The sequence below is a fragment of the Caulobacter endophyticus genome (assembly GCF_003116815.1).
Classification (GTDB): Bacteria; Pseudomonadota; Alphaproteobacteria; order Caulobacterales; family Caulobacteraceae; genus Caulobacter; species Caulobacter endophyticus.
In genome coordinates, this window is the sequence record NZ_QDKQ01000032.1 from 17,717 (window position 1) to 44,637 (window position 26,921).

Sequence of the window (26,921 nt, forward strand, 5' to 3'; positions counted from 1 at the left end):
TTCTTGTTCTGGTTACGGCAGGCGGGCCTTAGGGAACCCGTCCCAGCACGCGTCATAGTCGGCCTGAAGCGCGCGATGCTCCAGCGCGAACTTCGTCGGCGCGATCACCCAGCGGCTCTCGAACATGAATGCCAGGGTGTTGTCGATCTTGTGCGGCCCCAGTTCGGCGTCCGTCGCCTTGCGGTGGCTGGCCACATCCGGTCCGTGATCGCTCATGCAATTGTGCAGACTGGCGCCGCCGGGGGCGAAGCCGCCCTCCTTGGCGTCGTAGGCGCCATGCACCAGCCCCATGAACTCGCTCATCACGTTGCGGTGGAACCAGGGCGGGCGGAAGGTGTGCTCGGCCACCATCCAGCGCGGCGGGAAGATCACGAAGTCCACATTGGCCGTGCCCGGCGTGTCGCTGGGCGAGGTCAGCACCGTGAAGATCGACGGGTCGGGATGGTCGTAGCTGACCGTGTTGATGGTGTTGAAGCGCGCCAGGTCATAGCGGTACGGCGCGAGGTTGCCGTGCCAGGCCACGACGTCGAGCGGGCTATGATCCCACTGCGCGCTCCAGAGCTTGCCCTGGAACTTCTGGATCACCTGGGTCGGCGCATCCACGTCCTCGAAGGCGGCTACGGGCGTCTCGAAGTCGCGCGGGTTGGCCAGGCCGTTGGAGCCGATCGGCCCCAGTTCCGGCAGGCGCAGGGCCGCACCGAAGTTCTCGCAGACATAGCCGCGCGAAGGCCCCTCGACCTCGACCCGGAAACGCACGCCGCGCGGGATCACCGCGATGTGGCCGGGGCCAGCTTTCAGGCGCCCCATCTCGGTCACCAGGGTCAGCACGCCCTGCTGCGGCACGATCAGAAGCTCGCCGTCGGCGTCGTAGAACACCCGGTCCTTCATCGAGGCGTTGGCGAGATACAGGTGCACGCCCATGCCGGCCTGAGTCGCCACGTCGCCGTTGCCCGCCAGGGTGACCAGGCCGTCGACGAAGTCGGTCGGCTCGGCCGGGATTTCGATCGGGCTCCAGCGCAGTCGGTTGGGCGTCACCGGGCCGTCGAATGCGCTGGTCAGCCTTGGCTGATTGTAGGGCCTGTAGGGCCCGTGACCGGCGCTGGGCCGCAGGCGGTAGAGCCAGCTCCTGCGGTTCTCGTGCCTGGGCGCGGTGAAGGCTGTGCCCGACAGCTGCTCGGCATAGAGGCCGAACGGCACGTGCTGCGGCGAGTTCTGTCCGACCGGCAGGGCGCCGGCCACAACCTCGGTCGCGAAGTGGGCGCCGAAGCCGGTCTGGTAGCGGAGGTCCATCGACGCCCCTCTCGAACTTTCAGGTCCAACTAGATCGCCATCCCGGACGGCCTGCAAGGCCGATCCGGGGACCCAGAGGCGGTGCGCATGGCCCCTGGGCCCCGGCTCTTCGCGCCGCGCGCTAAGGCCGGGATAACGGCTGAGAAGATCGGCGACGCCTACGCGTCGACCGTGATCACGCCACGGCGGATCTGGTCCAGCTCGATGCTCTCGAACAGGGCCTGGAAGTTGCCGTTGCCGAAACCCTCGTTGCCCTTGCGCTGGATGATCTCGAAGAAGATCGGCCCGAACAGGTTCTCGGTGAAGATCTGCAGCAGCAGGCCCTCGTCGCCGACATTGCCGTCGATCAGGATACGGTTCCTGCGCAGGCGCTCCAGGTCCTCGCCATGGCCGGGCACGCGCTTGTCGACCAACTCGTAGTAGGTCTCGATGGTGTCCTGCAGCTTCACGCCGCGGGCGCGCAGACGCTCGACCGTATCGTAGATATTCTCCGTCGTCAGGGCCAGGTGCTGGATGCCCTCGCCATTGTACTGGCGGATGAATTCCTCGATCTGGCTCTTGTCATCCTGGCTTTCGTTCAGCGGAATGCGGATGGCCTTGTCGGGCGCGATCATCGCCTGGCTGAACAGGCCGGTCGCCTGGCCCTTGATATCGAAATACTTCTGCTCCTCGAAGCCGAATACCTGATTGTAGAAGGTCGACCAGGTGCGCATCTGGCCGCGCTTGACGTTGTGGGTCAGGTGGTCGAGCAGATCGAGGCCCACCGAGTTGGCGGCCTCGGCCTGCTCGGCGCCCAGCACCGGCATCCAGGCCTCGTAGATGCTTCCCTCGCCTTCGACGAGATAGAGCAAGGATCCGCCGATGCCTTCCAGCACCTTGCCCCCCTCACCCAGCACTGATCGGCTGGCGTCGGCGGCCTTCGCCCCGCGCTTCAGCGCGTCTTCGAAGGCTTGGCTGGCGTTGTCGACGCGGAAGGCCATGCCGTTGGCCGACGGGCCGTGTTCGGCGCGGAAGTCGGCGACCTGTCCGGCGGCCTCCTCGTTGACCAGCAAGTTGATGCGGCCCTGCTTGTAACGGGTCACGGCCTTGGTCGGATGGGTGCTGGCGGGCACGAAGCCCAACTGCTCGATGATCGCCTTCATCGCCGCCGGATCGGGGCTGGTGAATTCGACGAACTCGAAGCCGTTCAGGCCGAGGGGGTTTTCGGGCGTGACGGGCATGCGGGCCTCCCTAAGGCTCGTTGTAGTTGGTTATGGAACCAGCGCGGCCGGCAGGCCGGCGATCAGGCGGTCGTTGTCGGCCGGCCGGCCGATGGTGATGCGCACCCAGCCGCCCTTGACGGGCGTCGGCCGGACGATGAGCCCTTCGTGCAACAAACGCATGGCGGTGGCTTCCGGACCGGCCGGCGTGCGCAGGAAGACGAAATTGGCCTCCGAGCGGGTGTATTCGACGCCCATCTCGTCCAGCGCCGCCTCGACGCGGGCGCGCTCGGACAGGGTCAGGGCGACGGTCGAGGCCAGGTGCTCGCGATCGTCCCAGGCGGCCAGGGCGGCGGCCTGGCTGACGGCGGTGACGTTGAACGGCGGACGCAGGCGGTCGAGATAGGCGATCAGCTCTTCGCTCGACGCGATCCCGTAGCCCACGCGCATGCCGGCCAGGCCATAGGCCTTGGAGAAGGTGCGCGCGGCGATCCACGGTCCGCCCCAGGCCTCCAGCACGGCCAGCATGTCGTAGGCTTCATAATACTCCCGATAGGCCTCGTCGACGAACACCAGGGTGGTCTTCGGGGTGGCGGCCAGCACGGTCTCTACGGCTTCCTTGGAGAGAGCGTTGCCGGTCGGGTTGTTGGGCGTGCAGAGGATCAGCAGCTTGGGGCCCAGCGCGGCCGCCGCGGCCACGGCCGGGACGTCGAGGTCGAAATTGGCCAGGCGCGGCACATCTACGATCCTGGCCTCGGCGCAGCGGGCGAAGATGTCGTGGGCCGGGAAGGTCGGCGAGGAGAGCAGGATCTCATCACCCGGCGCCAGCACGGCGCGGAATACGTAGTCGATCAGGGCTTCCGACCCCGGGGACACCAGGAGGCGATCCGACGACACCCCAAGGCGCTGGCCGATAGCCGCGCGCAGGGTCTCGCAATAGGGGTCGGGATAGATCTGCGGCTCGGCCACGGCGGCCATCACCGCGTCGGCGACCTTGGGACTGGCGCCCAGCAGGTTCTCGTTGCTGGCCAGCTTGGCGAAGTCGGTCAGGCCCGTGCGCCGACCGGCCTCGGCCAGGGTCATGCCGGCCTTGTAGGCCACGACGCCGTCGAGCGCGGCGCGCATGGGCGTCTGAGGAGCCTTGGGCTTGCGATCGAGAACCAGCATGACGGCCGCTCCGGGAGTCGGGAGATATGGACGTCAGGATAGGTCAGGCGCAGAGACGCGTTGTAGCGATTGTGACCGACGAAGATGTTCATAGGGTCATTTTATGACCCAGAACTATGAGATGCCGCCACGCCTGAAGCCGCTTCCCTCGCTCTTGCGGCGGGCCCATGCCGGCCGCTGCTCATATGCGGACGAACTCGAAAGGTCTGAGCAGGCTGAACGATGGATCCTGGGCACAAGGCCCAGGAAGGCGCTCCACGGTGGTGATCTCCCGAGCGTTCGAACGCTATTCCAGGTAATCCAACGGCAGCGCCGTGGAGTCCTTGATCGTCTCAAGCACGAAGCTGGACTGGATGTCCTTTACCGCCGGCATCTTCAGCAGGCGCTTCATCGTGAACTCGGCATAGGCGTCGAGGTTCGGCGCCACCACCCGCAGCAGGTAGTCATAGCTGCCGGTCATGGCGTGGCAGCCCACCACCATCGGCTCGCGCAGGATGGCCTCCTTAAAGGCCTCCGCAGCGGCTTCGTTGTGGCGGTCGACCGCGACCTCGACATAGGCCAACAGATCCAGCTTGGCCTTGCGCCGGTCCAGCAGCGCCACATAGCCGCTGATCAGGCCCGCGGCCTCCAGCTGCTTGACGCGGCGCAGGCAGGGGCTGGCCGACAGCCCTACCCGCTCGGCCAGCTCGACGTTCGTGACCCCGCTGTCGTGCTGCAGGACGTCGAGGATCTTCTTGTCGGTGCGGGTGAGCTTCATCGTGACCGGATCAGGTGATTTACCGGCACTATATGACGAGTTCGCGCTGTGATCCTCCCCTAGAAGGGGGAGCATCTGGAAAAGCAAAACGCCCGGGGCAGAGACCCCGGGCGCTTCGACTTACGCTTTACGCTTACTGTTACGCTTACTGGTACTAACTCGACTTTCAGTTGGCCAAGCGACGCAGGAACGACGGGATCTCCAGATCCTCGCCGTCGTCGGCCTGGGGCGGATCGATCGGCTGCAGTTGCGGGCGGGCCGAACCCGTCTGGCGGGCCTGCGGCTGCGGAGCCGGCTCGTAGCGTTGCTGGCGACCGCCGCCGAACAGGCTCATCCAGCCGCCGCTCTTCTGCTGACGGCGATCCTCGTAGTGATCGCTGTACAGCGGCTCGTCATCGGCCTCGGCGACCATCGGGTCGACGATGCGGGTGACGCGCGGCGCCGGGGCCGGCTCATAGACCGGTTCCGGCTCGTAGGCGGCTTCCGGCTGGGCGTAGAGGTCGGCCTGGGCGTGCGGCTGCGGAGCCGGCTCGTAGGCCGGTTCCGGGTAGGCCATGGTCGTCGGACGCTCGATCGGGCGGGCTTCGTAGCGCGCGCCCGGGCGGATTTCCGGCTGGGCCGGAGCCTGGGCGACCGGCTGAGGGGCCGGGGCGGGCTGCGGAGCCGGTTGCGGCGCGGGACGCGAGGTCTCGGCCAGCAGCGGCGGAGCGTGAGTGTTGCGGGCGGCCGGCTTGGGCTCGATCTGCTGGATCGAGGCGCCGTCCATGCCGGTGGCGACCACCGACACGCGGATCACGCCATCCAGCGACGGATCGAAGGCCGCGCCGAAGATGATGTTGGCTTCCGCGTCGACCTGGTCCGAGATCGCGTTGGCGGCCTCGTCCACTTCGAGCAGAGTCATGTCCATGCCGCCGGTCACGTTGACCAGCACGGCCTTGGCGCCCTTCAGCGACACTTCGTCGAGCAGCGGGTTGGCGATGGCGTTCTGAGCAGCCATCAGAGCGCGGTCTTCGCCGGTGCCCTCGCCGGTGCCCATCATCGCCTTGCCCATCTCGGTCATGACCGTGCGGACGTCGGCGAAGTCGAGGTTGATCAGGCCCGGCAGCACCATCAGGTCGGTGATCGAGCGGACGCCCGAGTGCAGCACCTGGTCGGCCATGCCGAAGGCTTCGGCGAAGGTCGTGCGTTCGTTGGCGACGCGGAACAGGTTCTGGTTCGGGATGACGATCAGGGTGTCGACGTAGCGCTGCAGCTCCTGGATGCCGGCGTCGGCCAGGCGCATGCGGTGACGGCCTTCGAAGTGGAAGGGCTTGGTCACCACGCCGACGGTCAGGATGCCGCGCTCGCGGGCGCACTTGGCGATGATCGGGGCCGCGCCGGTGCCGGTGCCGCCGCCCATGCCGGCGGTGATGAACACCATGTGGGCGCCTTCCAAGTGCTCGCCGATCTCGGGGAAGCTTTCCTCGGCGGCGCTCATGCCCACTTCGGGGTGCGCGCCGGCGCCCAGGCCCTGCGTGATCTGCACGCCGAGCTGGATGCGACGGTCGGTCTTGGCGAACTGAAGCTGCTGGGCGTCGGTGTTGGCGACGACGAACTCGACACCTTCGAGGCCCGCCTCGATCATGTTGTTCACGGCGTTGCCGCCAGCGCCGCCGACCCCAAAGACCACGATACGCGGCTTCAGCTCGGTGGTGCGCGGCGCCGAAAGTGAAATAGCCATGGGGACCCTCGCGTCCTTACGCCGAATTCGTCAAATGAACCGACCGCAAGCCGGTAACGCCTCGACGATCGGGTTAACAGAACAACCACCATCGTTAACTGGCGGTTAAAGCCATAATCTGAGTCGGCTGCAGGTCGATCCCGCTTACAGGGAAAAAAGCGAGTTATCCAAAGGAATTGCTTGGAACTCCTTGGTTTCCAAGCTGGGCCGGAACGGCCGTGCGGCGGAACGCCGCTGGCCTGTTTTTTGCGTCCAACCCCTCGGATTCGGGGGCGCGAAACTACACTGTTTGGCCATTCAGGCACTTAGAAAGTTAAATGACAGGGTTAATTCACCCATCGCGCGAGCCAAGGTGATTTGGTCCAGACGCACGAAAACGCCCCGCCCTTTCGGGCGAGGCGCTGACTATTTCTCACAATGAGACGAGGGCGCTAGAGGTTGTCGCGCAGCCAGGCGGCGGCCTTGGCCACCGGCGAGGCGTTGGGATCCATCGGACGCTTGCGCACCTGGGCGCTGCTCAGCGCCTTGGGCGAGACCACCTCGCGCGGACCAAAGGCCGTGCGATGCAGCACGCCGGCGGCGGCGCAGAAGGCCGGACCCGAGGCGGCGTCGGCCAGGTGCGGCACCCGGCGCGGACGGCCCAGGCGCACCGGACGGTCGAACACCCGCACGGCCACTTCACGCACGCCGGCCAGCTGGCTGGCGCCGCCGGTCAGGACGATGCCCGCGCCGGGCTCCACCGGCGCGCCCGAGGCCTTCAGGCGCTCGCGCAGCAGTTCCAGGGTCTCTTCGACGCGGGGCTGGATGATGCCCTTCAGCAAGGACCGCGGCGCGATCACCGGACCCGCGCCCGGATCATCGCCCCGCGGTGGGGCTTCGATCATCTCGCGGTCCTCGTTGGCCGATGCGATGGCGCTGCCATGCAAGGTCTTGATGCGCTCGGCGCCGGCGACCGAGGTCTGCAGGCCGCGCGCGATGTCCTGGGTGACGTGCCCGCCGCCGACGGCCAGGCTGTCGACGTGGCACAGGGCGCCGTTGTTGAACACCGCCACCGAGGTCGAACCGCCGCCCATGTCGATGCAGACGGCGCCCAGGTCCATCTCATCCTCTTCCAGGGCCGCCAGGGCCGAGGCGAAGGGCGCGGCGACGATGCCCTCGAACGACAGGTGGGCGCGCTCCACGCAGTGGGCCAGGGTGTGGAAGATGTTCTCGTTGACCGAGACGACCAGCAGCTCAAGGCCAAGCGAGCGGCCGAACATGGCGCGCGGGTCGCGGATGCCCTTCTGGCCGTCGACCGACCAGGCGATCGGCAGCAGGTGGATCGGCTTGCGGCCCGGCAGGCGCACCTGCGCCAGGGCCGAGGAGATGGCGCGCGACAGATCCCCATCCGCGATGGGCCGCGCCCCCAGCGAAACCTGGGTCTGGACGCGGTGGCTGGCCAGCTGGCCGCCGGCCGTGCAGACCGACACGCCCTGGACGCTGACGCCGGCGACCGTCTCGGCGCGCTCCACGGCTTGCGCGATGGCCTGGGCGGCTTCGTCCAGATTGACGATCGCCCCGCCGCGCACGCCGCGCGACTGCACGTAGCCGACCCCCGCGGTCGTCAGGGTGCGATTGTCGCGGTGGACGCCGTCCGCCTTCATGATGAAGCACGTGACTTTCGACGCCCCCAGGTCCACGGCCGCGACCGCGGGCTGACGCACGAGCGTCGCCTTCAGGCCATCACGGGCCTGTCTCCGGTCCTCAAGTCGCGACATGGTCAGGGTCACCTCAGTCCATCGTTTCTGTTCTTAAGCCCCGTTGGCCACCGGCTGCCCGGGCAGCACGGTGTCACGAGGCCGGATCGCCACCATCTCGGGATCGCGCAGGTCGATGCGCGCGAAGCCGAGATCGAGGATGCGTTGCCGCTGGTCCAGTTGATCCAATTGAATCAACGCGGATTCTTCGTCAATGGCCGGCAGCTGGATCAGCGAGCCGTCCTTCAATCGCAGGTCCCAGCGGCGGTCGTCGACGCGCACCAGCGCTTCGAGACGATCGCGCAGGCGCGGCCGGGCGTTGACCGCCGGCAAGATGTTCCCAGCGGCCTGGTCGGCGCCCTGCCCCACCACCAGCGGCAGGTGCGGGAAGCGCGCGGCGTCGGCCTCGCGGATGATGCGGCCCTCGGCGTCGATCACCTTCAGGCGCCCCGAGTGCTGCCATACGGCCAGGGCCGGGCGCTCCTCGACGGCGATCATCACGGTGTCGGGCAGCAGCCGGACCACCTTGGCCGACTTCACCCAGCCCACGCCCTCGACGCGGGACTTCAGATCGACCAGGTCCATGCCCAGCGTCGGCTGGTCCTGGTACAGGCCGCTGGCCTTGAGGATGTCGGCCTGGGCGGTCGCCGAAGCGCCGGTCACGTGCACGGCCTTCAGCTTGAAGCCCAGGTTGGCGAACTCGCCATCGACGCCGTGGGCCATCGCCTGGCCCAGGCGCTCGGCGCGATGACCGGTGGCCAGGGTGACGACGAGCGCGAGCGCGAGGGCGCCGCCGGCGACGCCCAGGGCCAGGCCCGGCGACACGCCGACGCCGCCGCGCGCGGCATGCAGCTTCCCCGCCGGCTGCTGTTGCTGAGCCGGGCGAGCCTTGTTCGGACCTGCGGGCGCTTCGGCCCGGGGGCGCGCTGGCTTGCGCGGTCCCCCCCGCACTGCCGCGGGCATAAGCGTCCTCCACCATCAGACACTGGAAAAACGGAACCTTTCGGCTCTTCTCCGAGCCCGACCGTCGTTCGACGACGGAGCGGTTTCGGGCGAAGCGCCTACGGAGGCGTAGAAAGGCCTGAAGGTCGTTAATGCCGGGATAACGAAGGGCCCGTCGCGTTACGCCTCGGCAACCAAGACGCGCACCATTCTGGGACAGGCGTTAACCCCTCGCAGCCTTGCGCAGTCAGGGTTTACGGCGCGTTTTCCCTGCTGGGGGAGGCGTTTGCGGCGCTATGATGCGGCGCCGCAAATCTGTGGATGAGCACATAAAGTATGAACGGCCACGCTTTGCGGCGTTTTGACTCACCCGACGGTCGCGGCGACGCGTCGCACGCGCTGGGAGTGTTTGGGAGCTTCCCTTCCCTGCTCGTCATCCCGGCCGAAGCGAAGTGCAGAGCTGGGACCCAGAGGCCGCCGCACTGCGTCGGCGACCGCCTGGGCGCTCGATAGATCCGCCGAGCCCGGCCCCCTGGGTCCCGTATAGCCGCTGCGCGGCTTCCGGGATGACGACGAAGGGGACGAACTGTCAGTGACCCGCCTGAGCCGGCGCGGCGGCGCTCAGGGCGCGGAAGTCGATGTCGCTGTCGGCCACCAGGTAGATGAAGCTCGTCCAGGCCGCGACGTTCTGGGCCAGCTGGATCGGGTCCACCTTGTCCAGGGTGTCGTCGGCCGTGTGGTGATAGTCGAAGTAGCGGCTGGCGTCCTGATTGAGGTTCACCACCGGCACGCCCGCGCCCTCGATGCCGCCGATGTCGGCGCCGCCGTGCGCGGCCGGGTTGCGATCGAAATAGATCTTCAGCGGGCTCAGCGTCCGGATCGCCGCCTTCATGGCCGGGTGGCCTTCGGAGCCCCTGGGCAGTTGCAGGCTGTAGATGCGGTCGGCGCCCGTGTCGCTTTCGCCGGCCAGAACCAGCTTCTCCAGGTTGGACTTGTTGGCCGCCAGGAAGGCGTCGGACGAGCCGCCGCTCTCTTCGGAGCCCCACATCACGACGCGGATGGTGCGCTTGGGATGCTTGGGCAGCTCGCCGATCAGCTTGGCCGCGGCCGTGGTGATGGCGATGCCGGCCGCATCGTCGAAGGCGCCGGTGCCCACGTCCCAGCTGTCGAGGTGGCCGCCGATGACGATCACCTCGTCGGGCTTTTCCGAGCCCTTGATGTCGGCCGAGATGTTCCAGGCCACGTCGCCGGCGTCGAGGCTGGAGGCCAGCTTCAGCTTGATGCGCAGCGGACCCTTCTTGGCCAGGCGCTCCAGCTGCTCGGCCTCGGGCACGCCCAGGGCGGCCGCCGGAATGGTGACGACGTCGGCGCCGTTGGTGGTCACGCCGGTGTGCGGAACGGTCGAGCTGGAGGTCGAGACCGAGCGGATCAGCAGGGCCACGGCCCCGCGCTTGGCGGCCTCGACCGGGCCGGCGCGGCGCGAGATCCCGGCGACGCCGTAGCCGGCGCCGTCCTGGGCGCGGACCATCGGCTGGGTGATGACGACGATCTTGCCCTTGATGGCGCTGGCGGGGGCGGCGACCATCTCGGCATAGGTCGTAAACAGCGCCACCTCGGCCTCAACGCCCTCTGCCGGCGTCGGGATCGTGCGGCCCAGGCCCACGATCGACAGCTTCATCGGATAGGGCGCGACCAGCTCGGCGCTCTCTTCGCCGCGAGTCCACGACGGTTTGGCGAACTGGTCGACCTTGATGTTGGTGAAGCCCAGCGCCTTGAACCTGGCCACGCCCCAGTCCTTGGCCCGCTCCATGCCCGGCGAGCCGACGAGGCGCGGGCCGATGTTGGTGGTCAGGTCTTCGGTGATGTCCCAGGCCAGGCGATCGGTCAGGGCCTTGTCGCGCAGCGCCTCGGCGATCTTGACGTCTTGAGCTTGGGCCGCGCCCACGAGCAGGGCGGAAGCGGCGACGGCGGTCAGCAGGCTGCGGATCATGAGCAGGATTCTCCCCTAAGGCGTGCTTGTCATAGCATCGCTCTTCCGGTGGAGAACCCTGCCCCGCGCCCACTTTTGTCAGCAGTCGTCAGGAAAGGCGAAAATCGCCTCACCCAGGGCGGGGCGCGGCCCCGAACAGCCTGTCGGCGAAGAGATCCAGCGCCTTCTGCGACAGGTCGGTGTTGTTGAGGATCACCACCTGGTCGCCGGTGTCGAACCGGTGGCCGAGCACCGAACGGAAGCCCGCCGTGCGCCCGGTCTCCCAGCCGGCCAGCCGGGCCTGGCCGTCGATGGTCAGGGTCCGCACCCGGCCGCCCAGAGCATAGTCCTGGTCGGGCACGAGGATGGTGGTGAGGGCTTTGCGCGAGGCCTCGCTCAGGAAAGGCGTGTCGAAGACGATGTGCGCCGCGGTCAGCAGGTCGTCGGCGGTGCTGAAATAGCCGCCGCCGGCCGCCATCACCGACAGGCGCGGGTTCTCCCGTCGCGCCAGGGGCGGCCCTGCATAGTATGAGGCCGCCACGCCCGGATCGGCGTCGACGCGGCCGGCCCGCGTGCGGCTCATCTTCAGCGGGCCGGTAGTCAGTTCCTCGACCACCGCCTGGAACGGCTTGCCCGTCGCCGCCTCGACGATGGCGGTTACGACGAACCAGTTGGTCAGGGCGTAGTCGAACTTGCCGCCGGGCGCGAACAGCGGGGCGCCCTGGCAGAACAGGGTCACCGCCTCGGCTGCCGACAGTTCGCGCTTCAGGATCTCCGGATCGAGCTTCAGGGCCGGCGAGAAGCCGTTGGGAATGCCGGTGGTGTTGGACAGCAGATGCGTCAGGGTCACGGTCTTGCCGGTCTCGGGCCGCTGACGGGGCAGCCAGGTGGCGATGGGCGCGTCCAGCGACAGCTTGCCCTGCTCCACCAGCCGCAGCACGGCGATCGTGGTCAGCCACTTGGAGATCGAGGCGATCCCATAGACCGTCTCGCGCGTCGCTGGCGCGCCCGCCTCGATGTCGGCCATGCCGAAGGCGCGAACATAGGACGCCCTGCCCTTGCGCCCGATCATCACAACGCCCTGGAACTTCTGTTCGGCGACGAAGGCGTCCACCACGGGATTGTCGGCGCCCAGCTTCGTCGGCGCGGCGAACGAAAGGCCTGGCGCGGCGCACAGCGCTCGGGCGGCGGCGAACAGGCCGCGTCGGTCGATCATCGAAAACTCCCCACAAACCGCCGCCCCCAGCGATGGCGACGACCCTGACCCAGGCCCGCCCCCAAGTCCCGTTAAGCTTTGGCAATGAGCGAACATTGGCATTCGACGAGAAGCGCTCTAGGTCTGGTGGGGACTTCAGGAGACCCCCATGCCGAAGCCGACGGTCGATCCGGCCGCCGACATCCCGCTCGACGCCAAACTGCGCCCGACCCAGGCCCGCGCCCAGGACACTTACGAGGTGGTTCTGGCCACCGCCGGCGAACTGCTGATCGAGTCCGGCTTCGAGCAGCTGACCACCAACGCCATCTGCAAGCGCGCGGGCCTGACCCCGCCGGCGCTCTATCGCTACTTCCCCAACAAGTACGCGATCCTGAAGGAGCTGGGCGATCGGCTGATGCGGCTCCAGGACGATGCGGTGTTCGCCTGGATGGAGGCCGGCGGCCTGGAAGGCGCGACCGCCAGCGAGCGCGTCGCCAAGACCGCCGCCCTGCTGACCGACGTCATCGGCATGACCCGCCGTTTTCCCGGCGGCGCGGCCATCGGCCGGGCCCTGCGGGCGGTGCCGATGCTGCAGCAGCTGCGTTTCGCCTCGCGCGACATGGTCGCCGGCCAGTTCGGCGAGGTGCTGACGGCGCGGTTCCCGAGCGTCTCGCCGCTTCGGATCCGCACCGCCACGCGGATGATGGTCGAACTGACCTACGCCGCCACCGAAATGGCTGTCGAGGAGCCAGGGCAGGACGCGTCCGCCCTCGCCGAAGAGATCGGCCGGCTGTTCGACTGCTATTTCGAGACGTTCGATACCCCGCTGTAAGCGAGGAACCTCGCCGCATAACACCGGCTTGCAATAACGATAGTTTTTACTATCGTCAGTCCATCGCAGCGGGGGAGCGCCGATGGAGGGCTGGAAGAACTGGTCGGGCAGCGTGGCGGCCACGCCCAGCAGGATAGCCCGGCCGCGCACGGTCGAGGAGCTGTCAGGCTTGGTGCGCGAGGCCGACAAGGTGCGCGTCGTCGGGGCCGGTCACTCCTTCATGCCGCTTTGCGAAACGGGCGGCCTGCTGCTCGACCTGTCAGACCTGGAAGGCGCGGTCGAGATCGCGCCCGACCGCAAGACGGCCTGGGCTCCCGCCGGCTGGAGCCTCAAGCGCCTGACCGCCGCCCTCTGGACCGAGGGGCTGTCGCTGATCAATCAAGGCGACATCAATCCGCAATCGTTGGCCGGGGCCACGGCAACAGGCACCCACGGCACCGGGGCGGAGCTGGGCAGCCTGTCGACCCAGGCGTGCGGCTTTCGACTGATGACCGCCGACGGCCGCCTCGTCGAATGCGGACCAGACCTGGAGCCCGAGCTCTACCAGGCCCAGCGCGTGTCGCTCGGCCTGCTGGGCGTGGCCGTGGCCATCCGCATCAACGTCGTCCCAGCCTACTACCTCGAAGAACGGGTCAGCCGCATGCCGCTGGCCGAGGTCGCCGAGCGTCTCGACGATCTGGCCGCCGCCACTCGCCATATGGAGTTCTGGGTCTTTCCCTACAGCGACGACGTCATCTTCAAGACCCTGCACCCCGTCCCGGCCGAGGCCGCCGACGAAGCCCTGGGCAAGAGCGGCGAAGGCGACGAAGACACCTTCCGCACGATTTGCGACCTGTGCGCCGCCCTGCCCGTCCTGACCGCGCCGCTGCAGAAGCTGATGATGAAGGTCGCCGGCAAGCCCGCCCGCCGCGCCGGCCCGGCCTACGAGGTCTTCCCCTCCGAGCGCAACGTCCGCTTCGAGGAGATGGAATACGAGATGCCGCGCGCCGCCGGCCTGCCTACCCTGAAGGCGGCCATGGCCCACATCCGCAAGCGCCGCCTGCCGATCACCTTCCCGTTCGAGTTCCGCCTCGTGGCCGGCGACGACATCTGGATGAGCCCGTTCAACATCGGCGCGGGCGCCTCGATCTCGTTCCACCAGTACGCCAAGATGCCCTGGCGGCCGGCCTTCGCCGAAATGGAGGCCGTACTGGCCGACAGCGGCGGCAGGCCGCACTGGGCCAAGCGCCATACCCTCACCCCCGCCGACGTCCATCGCCTCTATCCCCGCGCCGGAGACTTCCTGCGGGTGCGGAAGGCCTGGGACCCGGCCGCCAAGTTCGCCAACGCCCACCTCTCGCAGCTTTTCGGGATCTGACCGATGACCGACATCGCCTTGCACGCCGCGCTCGTCGGCCACTCCGGCTCCCGCGGACAGCTGAATACGCCCGTGCTGGTCGTCGACCGCGTCGCTCTCGCGGCGAACATCGCGACCATGGCCGACTTCGCCGCGTCCAAGGGACTGAAGCTTCGCCCGCACGCCAAGACCCACAAGAGCGCCGACATTGCCCGCCTGCAACTGGAAGCCGGCGCCGTGGGCCTGTGCTGCGCCAAGATCGGCGAGGCCGAGGCCCTGGCGGCGCAGGGCGTCTCGAGCGGCCTGCTGATCACCTCGCCAGTGGTCTCGGCTCCCGCCATCGCCCGGCTGGCCGCGCTGAACCTGGCGACCGAAGGCCTCAAGGTCGTCGTCGACCATCCCGACAACGTCGCCGCCCTGGGCGTAGCGGCGAGCGCGAGCGGCAAGCCGCTTGAGGTTCTGATCGATCTGGATCCCGGCATCCACCGCACCGGCGTCGCCTCGCCCCATGCCGCCGTCGCCCTGTTCCAGGCGATCCAGGCTCAAGCGTCACTGAGCTACCAGGGCCTGCAATGCTATTGCGGCGTCCAGCAGCACATCGAAGCCTTCGACGTCCGCAAGAGCGCGCTTGAGGATCGCGGCGCCTATATCCGCGAGGTGATCGACGCCCTGGCCGCCGCCGGCGGCGCACCGGCCATCGTCAGCGGCTCGGGCACCGGCTCGCACCGCATCGACGCCGAACTCGGCATCTTCACCGAACTGCAGGTCGGCTCCTACGTGTTCATGGACGACCAGTACCTGGCCTGCGACCTGACGGGTGCCGGGGCCGGCGACGGCGCCGAGGCCAGCCCCTACAAGCGCTCTCTATTCATCGACGCCCGCGTGGTCAGCGCCAACAGCCCCGGCATGGTCACGGTCGACGCCGGCTTCAAGGCGATGTCCACTGACGCCGATCCGCCCCAGGTCGTGGCCGGCGCCCCGGAAGGCTCGCGCTACTTCTTCATGGGCGACGAGCACGGAGCGCTGGTTCCGTCATCAGGCGCGCCCCCGTCTCTGGGCGCCCGCGTCACCCTGGCCGCCCCGCACTGCGACCCCACCGTCAACCTCTACGACGCCTATCACGTGGTCGAGGGCGACACCCTGGTGGCCATCTGGCCGGTCACGGCGCGGGGGCGGTCACGGTAACAGCCCCGCCTTCGCCTTCAGAAAAACCGCTTGGGCGTCGGACGCGTTGAAGACTATCCATGGCGTCCGTTCTGGATCGTCCGCCCGCATGACCACCGCCGCCCTCTCCGCCGCTCCTGCCAAGAAGCCCCGCCGCAACCGGCGCCGGCGCTCGGCGCGCTGGGCGCGCGCTGGCCTGCTGGTGCTGGCGGTCGGCCTGTCGGGCGTGGTCATCGGCCAGACCACCTGGCGCATGCTGGACACCCACAACGCCTCCAAGGCCGCGACCGCCGCGCCCCTGGCCATGGACAATCCGCGCTTCACCGGCGCCATGCGCGACGGCCGCGCCTTCCTGATCACCGCCCGCCGCGCCGAACGCGACGCGGCCGATCCCAACAAGGTCAAGCTGGTCGAGCCGACCCTGGTGCGCGGCTATGGCGCGCCCGACGCCAGCAAGGTGACGTCGAAGGACGGCATCTACCAGGAAGCCCAGAACATCCTGGTGCTGACCCAGGACGTGAAGATCGACAACGGCCAGGGCTACCAGTTCGCCTCGCAGGAAGCCCGCATCGACACCAAGACCGGCGAGGTCGTCGGCGGCGCGCCGGTGGCCGGCGCCGGGCCGCGCGGCAATGTCAGCGCCGACAGCTACAGCGTCAGCGACAAGGGCGATCGCGTGGTCTTCAAGGGTCGCGTCCGCACCCGCGTCCAGCCCCGCTAGGTCGACCGCCCCATGAACGGCCTCGGCCTCCTCGACCAGCAGCGCGCCCGCGCCACGCGCGTGTGCTTCCTCTACATCGCCCAACCGCACCAGGTGTGGCACAGCCTGTCGATCGCCGTGGCGATGGCCCGCGACTGGCCGGAGATCCGCGTCGAGATCGCGGCCACCTCGGCCGGGCACCTCGACTATATCCAGGGCATGCTCGACGCCCTGGGCGGCGCGCCCGTCACCCTGCGCCTGCTGCCGCCGGCCTGGCTGCGGAGGATCTCGAAGAACGCCCCGCCGCCCAAAGCCCTGATGCTGGCCCTGAACGCCGGCCGGCTGTCGACCTATGACGCGGTGGTCACGCCCGAGCGCACCACCGCTCTTTTGCGCAAGCTGGGCGTACGCCGCACCGCCCTGGTCTACACCCAGCATGGCGCCGGCGATCGCGGCGGCCCTTTCGAGCCGCGCCTTCGGGTCTTCGACCTGGTGATGGCCGCCGGCCCCAAGCAGCGCGACCGGATGATCGACGAGGGCTGGGTGAAGCCGGAAGCCTGCGCCATGGTCGGCTATCCCAAGTTCGACCTGGTCGACGCCCTCCCCCCCAGCGTGACCCCCGCCTTCGCTCGGGCCCTGCCGACCGTCGTCTACAACCCGCACTTCCATGAAGCCCTGGGTTCGTGGAGCGCCTTTGGCCTGTCGATCCTGCAGCAGTTCGCCGCCGACGAGCGGTTCAACCTGATCTTCGCGCCGCACGTCCGCCTGTTCGAGACCGCGTCCGAGACCGACCGCCGCGCGGTGGCCGGCTTCGAGGGCCATCCGCGCATCCATGTCGATCTGGGCGGCCCGGCCGCCTTCGACATGACCTACACCCGTCAGGCCGATCTCTATCTCGGCGACGTCTCGAGCCAGGTCTACGAGTTCCTGCGCAAGCCCAAGCCCTGCCTGTTCCTCAACCCGTCGCACGCCGACTGGAAGGGCGACGAAAGCTTCCATCACTGGCTGTACGGCCCCGTGCGCGAGACCGCCGACGGGATCTGCGACGCGGTCGCCGCCGCCATCGCCGGCCACGGCGACTTCCTGGGCGCCCAGAAGACGGGCGTGGCCCAGACCTTCGACCTGACCGACACCCCCTCGTCGCAGCGCGCCGCCCGCGCCATCGTCGACCGCCTGTCCGCCCTCGACCGATGAACGCCGCCCTCAAGGACGCGCCTCCAAAGGACGCAACCAAGGTCAATCCCCTGACCCGCATGCTGGCCAATGTCGGCGCCCTGCTCAGCGGGCGCGGGCTCAACGCCATCGTCGGCCTGGCCTATATCGCCGTGACCACCCGCAGCCTCGGCATCGAGGTCTTCGGTTTCCTGACCCTGATCAACGCCTTCGCCCAGGCCCTGGGCGAGATGGCCAAGTTCCAGTCCTGGCAGACCGTCGTGCAGTACGGCGCCAAGCCGCTGATGGACGGCGACCGCAAGACCTTCCAGCAGGTCATGCGCCTGGCCCTGGTGCTCGACGGCATCGGCGCAGTGGCCGGCGTCGCCATCGGCGTGGGCGGCAGCCTGCTGTTCAGCCACTACATGGGCTGGCCCGACGAACTGGCGCCGGAAGCCGCGCTCTACTGCCTGTCGATCGGGGTCATGACCTCGGCCACGGGCGTGGGCCTGCTGAGGCTGTTCGACCGCTTCCGCATGCTGGCCGCCGAGCAGGTGGTCTCCTCGGCGGTGCGCCTGATCGGCTGCGCGATCGCCGCCTCGATGGACGCGCCGATCGAGATGTTCCTGCTGGCCTGGGCGGCCGGCACCGTCGCCTCGTTCCTCTATGTCGCCGTCATCGCCGTATGGAGCCTGCTGCAGCGAGGGCTGCTGGACGGCTTCAGCCTCTTTGGCCCGCTGGGCGCAGGCCTGCCCGGCGTCTGGCGTTTCGCCTGGGCGACCAATTTCAGCAGCACCATCGAGGTCGGCTTCACCCACGTCCTGACCCTGGCCATCGGCGCCTTGGTCGGCCCCGCGCCGGCCGCCATGTGGCGCGTGGGGCGCCAGGTGGCCGACGGCATGGCCAAGCCCGCCCGCCTGATGCTGCCGGCCCTGCATCCCGAGTTCGCCCGCCTGCGCGCCCAAAAGGACGACGCGGCCATGCTGCGCCTGGCCCGCCAGATCGCCCTGATCGGCGGCGGCGTGGCCGGGGTGCTGCTGCTGGTGTGCCTGCTGGCCGGCCCTTGGCTGCTGACCATCATCATGGGCGCCGAATACGCCTCGGCCGCCGGCATCATGAGCTGGCAGGTCGCCGCAGCCGCCATCAGCATCATGGCCCTGCCGATCGAGCCGATGCTGGTCTCGATGCACGCGGCCGGCGCGGCCCTGCGCGTGCGCATCGTCGTCATCGCCATCTATTTCGCCGCCCTTGTGCCCCTGCTGCAGATCTTCGACCTGACCGGCGCCGGCGCGGCCCTGGTGCTGGCCTCGACCTGCATGGCGATCGGCATGTTCATCACCCTCCGGTCGCGTCTCGCTGCGGAAGCCGCCGCCGAGCGCGAGGACAAAAGCGCTCAGCCGCTTGAACAGACTTGCGCGGACCCCCGGAACGAGCGCAAAGGCGATCCGCAATGAATACGCCCACCGCTTCCGGCAGGACCGTCCGTCTCGCCGACTTCCCGACCCTGACCGCCGCCTTGGATTTCGCCGCGACCGGCGAGACCGGGATCAACCTGCATTCGCTGCGCGGCGAACTGGTCGAGGCCCTGACCTACACGGCCTTGCGCGAACAGGCCCAAGGCCTGGCCCGCCGGCTGCTCGCCGTCGGCGGCGTGAAGGTCGGCGACAGCGTCGCCCTGATCGCCGAGACCGACGGCGACTTCGTGCGCGCCTTCTTCGCCTGCCAGTACGCGGGCCTGGTTCCGGCCCCCCTGCCCCTGCCCGCGCCGCTCGGCGGCCGCGAGGCCTATATCGAGCAGATCGGCCGCATGTGCGTCTCGGCCCGCGCCCGCATCCTGATCGGCCCGGCCGGCATGGCCGAGTGGCTGACGCAGATCGGCGACGCCGCCAGCCTCGACTTCGCCTCCCCGCTGTCCGCGCTGCCGCAAGACGCTGGCGCGACCCTGCCGGAGATCACGCCCGATCACGCCTGCTACCTGCAGTTCTCTTCGGGCAGCACGCGCTTTCCGACCGGCGTGCTCGTCACCCACAAGGCCCTGATGGCCAACGCCGTGGCCATCACCCGCGACGGCCTGCAGGTTAAGCCGGAAGACCGCGCCGTCTCGTGGCTGCCGCTCTATCACGACATGGGCCTGATCGGCTTCCTGCTCAGCCCGCTCACCAGCCAGATGAGCGTTGATTTGCTGCCTACCGGCGCTTTCGTGCGCCGGCCGCTGCTTTGGCTCGACCTGATCAGCCGCAACGGCGGCACGATCGCCTACAGCCCGACCTTCGGCTACGAGCTGTGCGCCCGCCGGGCCGAGGCCGCCTCGATCGAGCACCTGGACCTGTCGCGCTGGCGCAGCGCGGGCCTGGGCGGCGACATGATCCGCACCGCCCCGGTCGAGGCCTTCGCCGAGCGCTTCGCCGCCGTCGGCTTCTCGCAAAAAGCCTATGTCGCCAGCTACGGCATGGCCGAGGCGACCCTGGCGCTCTCCATGGCCCCGCTGGGCAAGGGCCTGCGCGTCGAGATCCTCGACATCGAGCGCCTGGAGCGCGACGATCTGGCCGTCACGGTCGGCGCCGACGCGCCCCGCGCCCGGGCCTTCGCCCGTTGCGGCGCCGCCCTGCCCCACCATCAGCTCGAAGTCCGCGACGCCGACGGCAAGCCCGTGGCCGAACGCCACGTCGGCCGCATCTTCGCCAAGGGTCCCAGCCTGATGGGCGGCTATTTCGAACAGCCCGAAGAGACCGCCCGCGTGCTCGACGCCGACGGCTGGCTGGACACCGGCGACCTGGGCTTCCTGATCGACGGCGAAATCGTCATCACCGGCCGCGCCAAGGACCTGATCATCCTCAACGGCCGCAATATCTGGCCGCAGGACCTGGAGTGGACCGCCGAGCGTGAGGTCCCCGGACTGCGCAGCGGCGACGTGGCCGCCTTCTCCGTCCCCGGCGATGCGGCCGAGGAAGAGATCGTCACCATCCTGGTCCAGGCCCGCGGCGGCGACGCCGACAGCCGCGCGGCCCTCGTCGAGACCGTGGCCGGCGTGCTGCGCTCGCGCCACGGCGTCGAGACCCAGGTCAAGCTGGTCGGCGCCCACGCCCTGCCCCAGACCTCGTCGGGCAAGCTCAGCCGCTCCAAGGCCAAGGCCGCCTATCTGGCCGGCGCCTACGAGCGCGCCTGAGGTGGAAGGCGCCGGGACTATCGCCGTCACCGGCGCCACCGGCTTCCTTGGCCAGCACCTCGTCCGCGCCATCGCCGAGCGAGGCCTTGCGCCCCGCATCCTGTCTCGCCGCGACCCGATCTCGCCTTTCTGGCGCGGGATCGAGCCGCAGGTCGTGCCGGGCGACCTGTCCAGCGCCAAGGCGCTGGAGCGCCTGTGCGACGGCGCCGAGGTGGTCATCCACCTGGCCGGCCTGATCAAGGCCGCCGACCGCGCAGCCTTCGACAAGGTCAATGTCGACGGCGCCCGCGCCGCGGCCCAGGCTGCGACGCGCGCCGGCGCCCGCTTCGTGCTGGTCTCCAGCCTCGCCGCGCGCGAACCGCAACTCTCGGACTACGCCGCCAGCAAGCGCGCGGGCGAAGAGGCGGTGCTGGCCGTCGCGCCCGAGGCCCTGATCATCCGCCCGCCGGCGATCTACGGCCCCGGCGACCGCGAGACCGTCGGCCTGTTCGCGGCCGCGCAAGGCAGTCGCCTGCTGCCGGTGCTGTCGCCGGCCTCGCGCGTGGCGATGATCGAGGTGCGCGACGCCGCCGCCCAGATCCTGGATCTGGTCCTGAGCCGCCGCGCGGGCCTGGCCTCAATCTGCGACGCGCGATCGGACGGCTATGCCTGGAGCGAGATCATGAGCGCCGCGGCTGCCGCCGTCGGCGCCAAGCCGCCTCGCCTGCTGCGCGTGCCCGAAGGCCTGATCCGCGCGGCTGGAAGCATCGCCGATATGGCGAGTAGATTTTCAAGACAACCGTCGGTGTTCGGATCGGGCAAGGCGCGCGAACTGTCGCATGCAGATTGGGCGTTTTCGGACGATCCATCCCTTGCGTCGTCGCCGAGTCGTCACGATGTTGCCCGCGGCTTCGGCGAAACCGTCGACTGGTATCGGTCGGCCGGCTGGTTGTCGAAAAAATACAGCGACTAGCTCAATTGTGGCAGATATCTGACAGAGACACTGTTACGGTGCGGTCACAGTGCTTTGACGGGGGCGTCTGGCGTTTGGCATGGATACAGTGACAGATCTGAGTTTGCGTGAGATCGGGCTGGCGACGAGCAAGGTGCTCGGCCGCACGGTCGAGGTGACGAACGAAACCCACATCGGCCGCGACCTGGCCGTGGATTCCCTCGCCCTGATGAACATCGTGATGGAGCTCGAAGACGCCTTCGACATCTCCATCCCGCTCGATCGCCTCGCCGCGGTGGAAACCGCCGGCGACCTCTCAAAACTGATCAACGATCTCCGAACCAAGGCTTGACCGATGGGTCTGTTCGACAAGCACCTGGCCTATCGCGATGCGTACAAGGCCATCCAGCAAGCGGGCGCCGACCCGTTCACCGTTCGCTTCGACGCCGTGGTCTCGCCGACCGAGGGCATCGTCGACGGCCGTCCCACCATCCTGCTGGGCACCAACAACTATCTGGGCCTGACCTTTGACGAGAAGGCGATCGCCGCCTCGGTCAAGGCCGTCCAGGAACGTGGCACCGGCACCACCGGTTCCCGCATCGCCAACGGCAGCTTCGAGGCCCACGTGGCCCTGGAGACAGAGCTGGCCAAGTTCTACGGCCGCAAGCACGCCATGGTGTTCACCACCGGCTATCAGGCCAACCTGGGCGTCCTGTCGACCCTGGTCGGCCGCGGCGACCACCTGATCCTCGACGCCGACAGCCACGCCTCGATCTACGACGGCTCGCGCCTGGGCCACGCCGAGGTCATCCGCTTCCGCCACAACGACCCTGAAGACCTGGCCAAGCGCCTGCGTCGCCTCAAGGACGTCCCGGGCGAGCGCCTGATCGTCGTCGAAGGCATCTATTCGATGATCGGCGACACCGCGCCGCTCAAGGAAATCGCCGCCGTGAAGCGCGAGATGGGCGGCTACCTGCTGGTCGACGAGGCCCACTCGATGGGCGTGCTCGGCGCCACCGGCCGGGGCCTGGCCGAGGCCGCGGGCGTGGAAGACGATGTCGACTTCATCGTCGGCACCTTCTCCAAGAGCCTGGGCGCCATCGGCGGCTTCTGCGTCTCCAGCCTCGACGACTTCGAAGTCATGCGGGTGATCTGCCGTCCGTACATGTTCACCGCTTCTCTGCCGCCGGCCGTGGTCGCCTCGACCCTGGTGGCGCTGGAGCAGATGATCGCCAAGCCGCAGTTGCGCGAGCAGCTCAACAGCAACGCCTGCCGCCTGTACGACGGCCTTACCGCCCTGGGCTTCGTCACCGGCCCGGCCGCCAGCCCGATCGTCGCGGCCACCATGCCCGACGTCGAGCGCGCCATCGCCATGTGGAACGGCCTGCTGCAGTCGGGCGTCTACCTCAACCTCGCCCTGCCGCCGGCCACGCCCGACAGCCGTCCGCTGCTGCGCGCCAGCATCAGCGCCGCCCACACCCACGAGCAGATCGACCAGGTCCTCAAGGTGTTCGCCGAGGTCGGCACGGCGCTGGGCGTCATCGACGGCCAGCAGCGCGCCTTCGCCTGAAGGCAGGCGCACCGCTGAAAAGACGAAGCCCCGGTCGCGAGACCGGGGCTTTTTCTTACTTAGCGTTCCCGCGCCCTGCGCCACTTCCACAGGCCCAGCAGGATGCCCGGCGCGGCCAGCACCGGATGGCGCTCGCGCCAGGGGGTCAGCACCACCTTGAAGCCGGTATGGCGCTCGATCTTCCAGGCGGCGTAGCGGGCCGCGCCCTGGAAGGTGAAGGCGGCCTTGATCAGGCGGGCCACGTTCAGCGACTTGCCGAGATTGCGCCGCAGCCGCCAGGCCGCCTTCAGGCGCTTGCGCTCGATGGCCGACATCTGCGGCGCCGGCCGCCCCTCGCCGTCGAACCGGCCGTCGTCGGCCCAGCAGGCCGGCAGCAGGCGCTGGTAGTGGGCGGGATCGAAGGCCAGGATCGAGGCCTCGCGGCCGGCCTTCTCGACCCGGAACTCGGCGGCGTAGGTCTCCTGGAACAGCGCCGTCCAATAGGCCTCGGGCGGCCCCTCCTGTGGGCCCAGGGCCGTGGCGAAGCGGGCGGCGGTGCGGGCGGCGCGGCGCACGGCCTCGACCACCGCCTCGCGCGCGGCCGCGTCGGCGGCCCAGACCAGGCCCGAGGGCTGCACGAAGCGGGTCCACAGCGTGGTGTCGATCCCCCTGCCCTTCACGGCCTGAGAGAACCGCGACAGCGTCATCGAGGCGACCTTGGCTCGCAGGGTCACCCCCTCGTGCTCCAGCTCGTGATAGCTGACGTCGGGCCACAGGATCCGGGTGGCCACGCCGCGCAGGCCGCGCGGCGGCCGCGCGGTGAGCACGTAGAAGTCCAGCACGCCCGAAAGGTCGCCGGTGCGCAGGATCGAGCCGTAGAACAGCACTGCCTGGGCGGTCGGAAAGAGGCCTGTCAGGTGTTCGGCGAAGGCGCGGATCGGCGCCGGGATCGACTGCGCCAGCTCGGCCTCGACCAGCGGCCGGACCGCGCTCATCCGACCACGAAGCGCAGCGGCGCGCCCAGGGCCAGGGCCAGCTTGCCGCCCTCGAACACCTCGCCGTCGAGCACGAAGTCGAACTGGCCCGAGGCGTAGAGCGCGGCCGGATCGCGCCGGCGATAGCCGCGCGCCTCTAGGATCGGCTTCTCCTTGCCCGAAAGCACCGTGGGCAGCATGCGCAGCAGCCGTTGGGGCGGCGCGTCGACGTCCAGCACCTTCAGCCCTTCGCGCGGTTCACCGAAGGGCTTGAGGTTGAACGGCAGGCGCTTCAGCGCCGTGGCCAGCAGCACGAAGCGCTCGCCGGCTGGCTGCGCCTCGCCATCCATGGCCACCTTCACCGCCACGCCCTGGCGCCACTGGTCGCGCGCGCCGCCGAACAATGCGCCCAGCGTGGCGCCGGCCAGGGTCACCGCCACCGACAGGCTCTGGAACACGCCCATGCGGTTAACGCGCTTGGACAGGGCCGTGGCCCGCACCAGCGCCCCCAGGCCGAAGAAGAAGCCGCGCAGCGGCGGCCGTCCGTCGGCGAAGCGCACCTCCAGCGGAGCGCGAATCTTGATGCGCGGCTCGGCCCCGGCGGCGGCCGCCAGGGCCTCCTCCAGCCGCCAGTCGCGCGGCGCGCCCAGGTCGATGGCCAGGACGTTGGTCTTGCCCGAGGGCAGGATCGCCAGCATCGGCATGTCGTCGCCGAAGGTCGAGGGCGTCAGGCCCAGCACGTCGCGCACCGTGCCATCGCCGCCGTCGATGACCAGAAGGTCGATCTTCTCCTCGGCGAAACGGGCCAGTTCCTGTCCCAGCGCCTCGCGCGTCGCCGGCTCGACCACGCGCACGCCTTCGGGCGTGGGCGCATGCACCCGGCCCTGGTTGGCGTGGCTGCGCGGGTTCCTGACGACGCCGACGCGCATCATCGCGACAGCCAGGACTGGATCGAGCCCTTGGGGGCCAGGGCGCCCTGCACGATCTGCAGGGCGTGGACGAGGAAGCAGATCGCCGTCCAGGCCGCCACCAGCGTAAAGCCGACGTCGGGACGGCCCGCCAGAACGCTGCCGGTCAGCAGGATGAGGTTGGGGTTGCGGCGCGCGGTGATCAGCCGGAAGAAGCTGTCGAACGGCCGCCAGGCGTGCATCTCCAGCTTGAACAGGGCCAGGAAAATCCCCTCCTCAACCCGCTGGGCCACGTAGCCGCCAACGACGATGGCCAGCAGCCACGGCGCGTAAGGCATCGACAGGCCGACGGCGAACACGCCCACGTACCAGGCCCACCACCAGAACGGCGGGTGCACCAGGTCGATGCCGTGGTCGAAGACGTTGCCCCACTTGGACGAGGTCAGGGTCACGCGGGCCAGCTTGCCGTCGACGGTGTCGAGGAAGGTCATGATCCAGGCGCAGACCAGCCCCCAGCCGAACTGGCCGCGCCAGAACAGCACAAAGGCGGCGATGGTCAGCAGGAAGCCGATGAAGGTCACCTGGTTCGGCGTCATCTTCGCCAGGGCGCACCAGCGGGTGACGATCCGCGCCGGGGTCGGCCAGACATACTTGGTGACGAGGTCGGTGACGCCCTTGTAGGAGCCCTGGAACAGGCGCTTTTCGACGGCGCGAACGCTGTCCCTGGTCAGGCGCTCCAGCACCGGCGGCTCGCGCTTGCGAAGGGCGCTATTGTAGGCCGAGCCCAGCTCCAGCGCTGTCAGGCGAACGAAGCGCGCGTCGATCGTCGAGGGATCCTTGCCTTCGGCCAGGGCCGCGACCGCAGCCGCGGCCGCCTCGGCCGGGGCGTTCACGGCCGTCGGCGCGCCCGAGTCGTCGACCAGAACCGCCCACGGCCGGCCGGCCAGGGCCTTGATCAGCGACTCGTCGAACACCCAGCCGGCATGGACCGCGATCGCGCCGCCGCCCTCGCCCGCGCCTTCCGGCACGCCGATCCGGCGATAGATGCGCGACAGCCGCTCGCCCGAGGTCATGCCCCAGATGCGCGCCTCGCTGTCGCCCACCGTCACGGCGCGCGAAGCGACTGGATTGATTTCGCCGGTCACCGGTACTTTAAACCCCTTGAAAGCCGAGGCGATTGATAAGCAGCTTCGCCGAAATTCGCCACAATCGCGCCGGTCCCTCTTGTCGATATTCCGCCTCGCCCATCTGTCGGACCCTCACCTGCCGCCGCCGCCGGGCGCGTTCGGCTGGCGCGACCTGGCCTCAAAGCGCCTGCTCAGCCGCATCGCTTGGCGCCGCAAGCACAAGATTCATCGCTTCGAAGTCCTCGAAGCCCTGGTCGCCGACCTGAAGGCCCACGCCCCCGACCATGTGGCGATTACCGGTGATCTCACCAACTTCGCCTCGGAAATAGAGATCACCGCCGCCCGCCGCTGGCTTGAAGGCCTCGGCCCCGCCGAGACGGTCACCGTCAGCCCCGGCAATCACGACGCCCTGGTCGGCCAGACCGACCAGGCCCGTTTCGCCCCCTGGTCCGCCTGGCTGGGCGACGACGAGGAGGCGGCCTTCCCGCAGGTGCGCCTGCGCGGCCCCGCAGCGATCATCAACCTGTGCTCGGCCGTGCCCACCGCCCTGCACCTGGCCACCGGCCGCCTGGGCGCGACCCAGCTCGAACGCCTCGACGCCCTGCTGGCCGATCCGGCGCTCGCCGACCGCTTCAAGGTCGTACTGCTGCACCACCCGCCCACCGCCGGCACGGTGGCCGGCCGCAAGCAACTCGACGACCAGGCGCAACTTCGCGCGGTGCTCGCCCGCCGGGGCGCCGATCTCGTTCTGCACGGCCACGCCCACCAGTCGCTGATCGCGACCGTGCCCGGCCCCGACGGCCGCGCCATTCCCGTGCTCGGCGCGCCCTCGGCGTCGGCCTGGACCGGCGGCCACTCGCCGGCCCGCTGGCACGCGCTGGAGATCGAACCGCGCGAGGGCGGCTATTCGCTGCGGGTGATCGCGCGCGGGCTCGATCCGGCTACCGGGGGGATCCGCGAGCTGGGTCGGTATTCCCTTGTCTAGATCCTCCCCCTTGTTCAGACCGGAGACATCCGAAACAGGTGTGCCGGGACATCCGTGACACCTTTGGGCCTTCGCTGTGGAGGTCTGGATGCCGTTCACGGGAGTTTCCGCGATGGATCGCA

Annotated in this window: 23 protein-coding genes; 11 read left to right on the forward strand and 12 right to left on the reverse strand. The window is 69.1% G+C overall.

Going from position 1 to position 26,921, the window contains the following annotated elements:
- Nucleotides 1–12: 12 nt before the first annotated feature.
- The 9 genes from hmgA to DDF67_RS07930 form a co-directional block, all read right to left on the reverse strand.
- Nucleotides 13–1,290, reverse strand: coding sequence for a homogentisate 1,2-dioxygenase (hmgA, locus tag DDF67_RS07890; RefSeq protein WP_109100349.1), 1,278 nt, complete (start codon nt 1,288–1,290; stop codon nt 13–15).
- A gap of 158 nt (nt 1,291–1,448) precedes the next feature.
- Nucleotides 1,449–2,510 (reverse strand): 4-hydroxyphenylpyruvate dioxygenase, encoded by a 1,062-nt coding sequence (gene hppD / locus DDF67_RS07895; RefSeq protein WP_109100350.1) that lies wholly within the window; start codon nt 2,508–2,510, stop codon nt 1,449–1,451.
- Between the two features lie 30 nt (nt 2,511–2,540).
- Nucleotides 2,541–3,656, reverse strand: a complete 1,116-nt coding sequence (gene hisC / locus DDF67_RS07900; RefSeq protein ID WP_109100351.1) for a histidinol-phosphate transaminase — start codon at nt 3,654–3,656, stop codon at nt 2,541–2,543.
- 286 nt (nt 3,657–3,942) lie between these two features.
- The gene (locus tag DDF67_RS07905; protein WP_199229182.1) at nt 3,943–4,413 is read right to left on the reverse strand and encodes an Lrp/AsnC family transcriptional regulator; all 471 of its coding nucleotides are present in this window, start codon (nt 4,411–4,413) and stop codon (nt 3,943–3,945) included.
- A gap of 166 nt (nt 4,414–4,579) precedes the next feature.
- Complete coding sequence (ftsZ, locus tag DDF67_RS07910; protein ID WP_109100352.1) at nt 4,580–6,133, reverse strand: cell division protein FtsZ; 1,554 nt, start codon at nt 6,131–6,133, stop codon at nt 4,580–4,582.
- Between the two features lie 431 nt (nt 6,134–6,564).
- Nucleotides 6,565–7,890 (reverse strand): cell division protein FtsA, encoded by a 1,326-nt coding sequence (ftsA, locus tag DDF67_RS07915; RefSeq protein ID WP_109100372.1) that lies wholly within the window; start codon nt 7,888–7,890, stop codon nt 6,565–6,567.
- 33 nt (nt 7,891–7,923) lie between these two features.
- Complete coding sequence (locus tag DDF67_RS07920) at nt 7,924–8,832, reverse strand: cell division protein FtsQ/DivIB (protein WP_109100353.1); 909 nt, start codon at nt 8,830–8,832, stop codon at nt 7,924–7,926.
- Between the two features lie 568 nt (nt 8,833–9,400).
- Nucleotides 9,401–10,801, reverse strand: coding sequence for a M20/M25/M40 family metallo-hydrolase (locus tag DDF67_RS07925; RefSeq protein WP_408608598.1), 1,401 nt, complete (start codon nt 10,799–10,801; stop codon nt 9,401–9,403).
- 109 nt (nt 10,802–10,910) lie between these two features.
- Nucleotides 10,911–11,996, reverse strand: a complete 1,086-nt coding sequence (locus tag DDF67_RS07930) for a serine hydrolase domain-containing protein (protein WP_109100355.1) — start codon at nt 11,994–11,996, stop codon at nt 10,911–10,913.
- 148 nt (nt 11,997–12,144) lie between these two features.
- On the opposite strand from DDF67_RS07930, the gene DDF67_RS07935 reads away from it, so the two are divergent.
- The 10 genes from DDF67_RS07935 to spt all read left to right on the forward strand — a co-directional run bounded on the left by DDF67_RS07935 (nt 12,145) and on the right by spt (nt 22,826).
- Nucleotides 12,145–12,807 carry a TetR/AcrR family transcriptional regulator gene (locus DDF67_RS07935; protein WP_109100356.1) on the forward strand — a complete coding sequence of 221 codons (663 nt, stop codon included), beginning with the start codon at nt 12,145–12,147 and terminating at the stop codon, nt 12,805–12,807.
- Between the two features lie 82 nt (nt 12,808–12,889).
- Complete coding sequence (locus DDF67_RS07940; protein WP_109100357.1) at nt 12,890–14,164, forward strand: D-arabinono-1,4-lactone oxidase; 1,275 nt, start codon at nt 12,890–12,892, stop codon at nt 14,162–14,164.
- Nucleotides 14,165–14,167: 3 nt separating this feature from the next.
- Nucleotides 14,168–15,328, forward strand: a complete 1,161-nt coding sequence (locus DDF67_RS07945; protein WP_109100358.1) for a DSD1 family PLP-dependent enzyme — start codon at nt 14,168–14,170, stop codon at nt 15,326–15,328.
- A gap of 88 nt (nt 15,329–15,416) precedes the next feature.
- Nucleotides 15,417–16,028 (forward strand): LPS export ABC transporter periplasmic protein LptC, encoded by a 612-nt coding sequence (lptC, locus tag DDF67_RS07950; protein WP_109100359.1) that lies wholly within the window; start codon nt 15,417–15,419, stop codon nt 16,026–16,028.
- A 12-nt stretch (nt 16,029–16,040) separates the two neighbouring features.
- Entirely contained in the window at nt 16,041–17,201 is a 1,161-nt protein-coding gene (locus tag DDF67_RS07955; protein WP_109100360.1) for a glycerophosphotransferase, read from the forward strand.
- Entirely contained in the window at nt 17,198–18,613 is a 1,416-nt protein-coding gene (locus tag DDF67_RS07960) for a lipopolysaccharide biosynthesis protein (RefSeq protein ID WP_109100361.1), read from the forward strand. Before DDF67_RS07955 ends, DDF67_RS07960 begins: the two co-directional genes overlap by 4 nt.
- Complete coding sequence (locus DDF67_RS25985; protein ID WP_109100362.1) at nt 18,610–20,325, forward strand: fatty acyl-AMP ligase; 1,716 nt, start codon at nt 18,610–18,612, stop codon at nt 20,323–20,325. The genes DDF67_RS07960 and DDF67_RS25985 overlap by 4 nt, the downstream gene beginning before the upstream one ends.
- 1 nt (nt 20,326) lies before the next feature.
- The gene (locus tag DDF67_RS07970; RefSeq protein WP_233247575.1) at nt 20,327–21,277 is read left to right on the forward strand and encodes an NAD-dependent epimerase/dehydratase family protein; all 951 of its coding nucleotides are present in this window, start codon (nt 20,327–20,329) and stop codon (nt 21,275–21,277) included.
- A gap of 79 nt (nt 21,278–21,356) precedes the next feature.
- The gene (locus tag DDF67_RS07975; protein ID WP_109100364.1) at nt 21,357–21,608 is read left to right on the forward strand and encodes a phosphopantetheine-binding protein; all 252 of its coding nucleotides are present in this window, start codon (nt 21,357–21,359) and stop codon (nt 21,606–21,608) included.
- 3 nt (nt 21,609–21,611) lie between these two features.
- Complete coding sequence (gene spt, locus DDF67_RS07980) at nt 21,612–22,826, forward strand: serine palmitoyltransferase (RefSeq protein ID WP_109100365.1); 1,215 nt, start codon at nt 21,612–21,614, stop codon at nt 22,824–22,826.
- 59 nt (nt 22,827–22,885) lie between these two features.
- Here the strand turns inward: spt and DDF67_RS07985 are convergent, their stop codons facing one another.
- Genes DDF67_RS07985 through DDF67_RS07995 form a run of 3 tightly spaced genes read right to left on the reverse strand, consistent with a single transcriptional unit; the run spans nt 22,886 to nt 25,760 of the window.
- Nucleotides 22,886–23,800 (reverse strand): hypothetical protein, encoded by a 915-nt coding sequence (locus DDF67_RS07985; protein ID WP_109100366.1) that lies wholly within the window; start codon nt 23,798–23,800, stop codon nt 22,886–22,888.
- Nucleotides 23,797–24,708, reverse strand: a complete 912-nt coding sequence (locus DDF67_RS07990; protein ID WP_332888320.1) for a diacylglycerol/lipid kinase family protein — start codon at nt 24,706–24,708, stop codon at nt 23,797–23,799. The genes DDF67_RS07985 and DDF67_RS07990 overlap by 4 nt, the downstream gene beginning before the upstream one ends.
- Nucleotides 24,708–25,760, reverse strand: a complete 1,053-nt coding sequence (locus tag DDF67_RS07995) for a CDP-alcohol phosphatidyltransferase family protein (RefSeq protein WP_109100373.1) — start codon at nt 25,758–25,760, stop codon at nt 24,708–24,710. Before DDF67_RS07995 ends, DDF67_RS07990 begins: the two co-directional genes overlap by 1 nt.
- Nucleotides 25,761–25,911: 151 nt before the next feature.
- Here DDF67_RS07995 and DDF67_RS08000 point away from each other — a divergent pair, with 151 nt between their 5' ends.
- A complete protein-coding gene (locus DDF67_RS08000; protein WP_109100368.1) occupies nt 25,912–26,799 on the forward strand; it encodes a metallophosphoesterase family protein in 888 nt (295 codons plus the stop codon).
- Nucleotides 26,800–26,921 lie beyond the last annotated feature (122 nt).

Bases quoted from the DNA above. Each gene is read 5' to 3' on its own strand.
- hmgA (WP_109100349.1), bottom strand. From the start codon at position 1,290: ATGGACCTCCGCTACCAGACCGGCTTCGGCGCCCACTTCGCGACCGAG.
- hppD (WP_109100350.1), bottom strand. From the start codon at position 2,510: ATGCCCGTCACGCCCGAAAACCCCCTCGGCCTGAACGGCTTCGAGTTC.
- hisC (WP_109100351.1), bottom strand. From the start codon at position 3,656: ATGCTGGTTCTCGATCGCAAGCCCAAGGCTCCTCAGACGCCCATGCGC.
- DDF67_RS07905 (WP_199229182.1), bottom strand. From the start codon at position 4,413: ATGAAGCTCACCCGCACCGACAAGAAGATCCTCGACGTCCTGCAGCAC.
- ftsZ (WP_109100352.1), bottom strand. From the start codon at position 6,133: ATGGCTATTTCACTTTCGGCGCCGCGCACCACCGAGCTGAAGCCGCGT.
- ftsA (WP_109100372.1), bottom strand. From the start codon at position 7,890: ATGTCGCGACTTGAGGACCGGAGACAGGCCCGTGATGGCCTGAAGGCG.
- DDF67_RS07920 (WP_109100353.1), bottom strand. From the start codon at position 8,832: ATGCCCGCGGCAGTGCGGGGGGGACCGCGCAAGCCAGCGCGCCCCCGG.
- DDF67_RS07925 (WP_408608598.1), bottom strand. From the start codon at position 10,801: ATGATCCGCAGCCTGCTGACCGCCGTCGCCGCTTCCGCCCTGCTCGTG.
- DDF67_RS07930 (WP_109100355.1), bottom strand. From the start codon at position 11,996: ATGATCGACCGACGCGGCCTGTTCGCCGCCGCCCGAGCGCTGTGCGCC.
- DDF67_RS07935 (WP_109100356.1), top strand. From the start codon at position 12,145: ATGCCGAAGCCGACGGTCGATCCGGCCGCCGACATCCCGCTCGACGCC.
- DDF67_RS07940 (WP_109100357.1), top strand. From the start codon at position 12,890: ATGGAGGGCTGGAAGAACTGGTCGGGCAGCGTGGCGGCCACGCCCAGC.
- DDF67_RS07945 (WP_109100358.1), top strand. From the start codon at position 14,168: ATGACCGACATCGCCTTGCACGCCGCGCTCGTCGGCCACTCCGGCTCC.
- lptC (WP_109100359.1), top strand. From the start codon at position 15,417: ATGACCACCGCCGCCCTCTCCGCCGCTCCTGCCAAGAAGCCCCGCCGC.
- DDF67_RS07955 (WP_109100360.1), top strand. From the start codon at position 16,041: ATGAACGGCCTCGGCCTCCTCGACCAGCAGCGCGCCCGCGCCACGCGC.
- DDF67_RS07960 (WP_109100361.1), top strand. From the start codon at position 17,198: ATGAACGCCGCCCTCAAGGACGCGCCTCCAAAGGACGCAACCAAGGTC.
- DDF67_RS25985 (WP_109100362.1), top strand. From the start codon at position 18,610: ATGAATACGCCCACCGCTTCCGGCAGGACCGTCCGTCTCGCCGACTTC.
- DDF67_RS07975 (WP_109100364.1), top strand. From the start codon at position 21,357: ATGGATACAGTGACAGATCTGAGTTTGCGTGAGATCGGGCTGGCGACG.
- spt (WP_109100365.1), top strand. From the start codon at position 21,612: ATGGGTCTGTTCGACAAGCACCTGGCCTATCGCGATGCGTACAAGGCC.
- DDF67_RS07985 (WP_109100366.1), bottom strand. From the start codon at position 23,800: ATGAGCGCGGTCCGGCCGCTGGTCGAGGCCGAGCTGGCGCAGTCGATC.
- DDF67_RS07990 (WP_332888320.1), bottom strand. From the start codon at position 24,708: ATGCGCGTCGGCGTCGTCAGGAACCCGCGCAGCCACGCCAACCAGGGC.
- DDF67_RS07995 (WP_109100373.1), bottom strand. From the start codon at position 25,760: ATGACCTCGGGCGAGCGGCTGTCGCGCATCTATCGCCGGATCGGCGTG.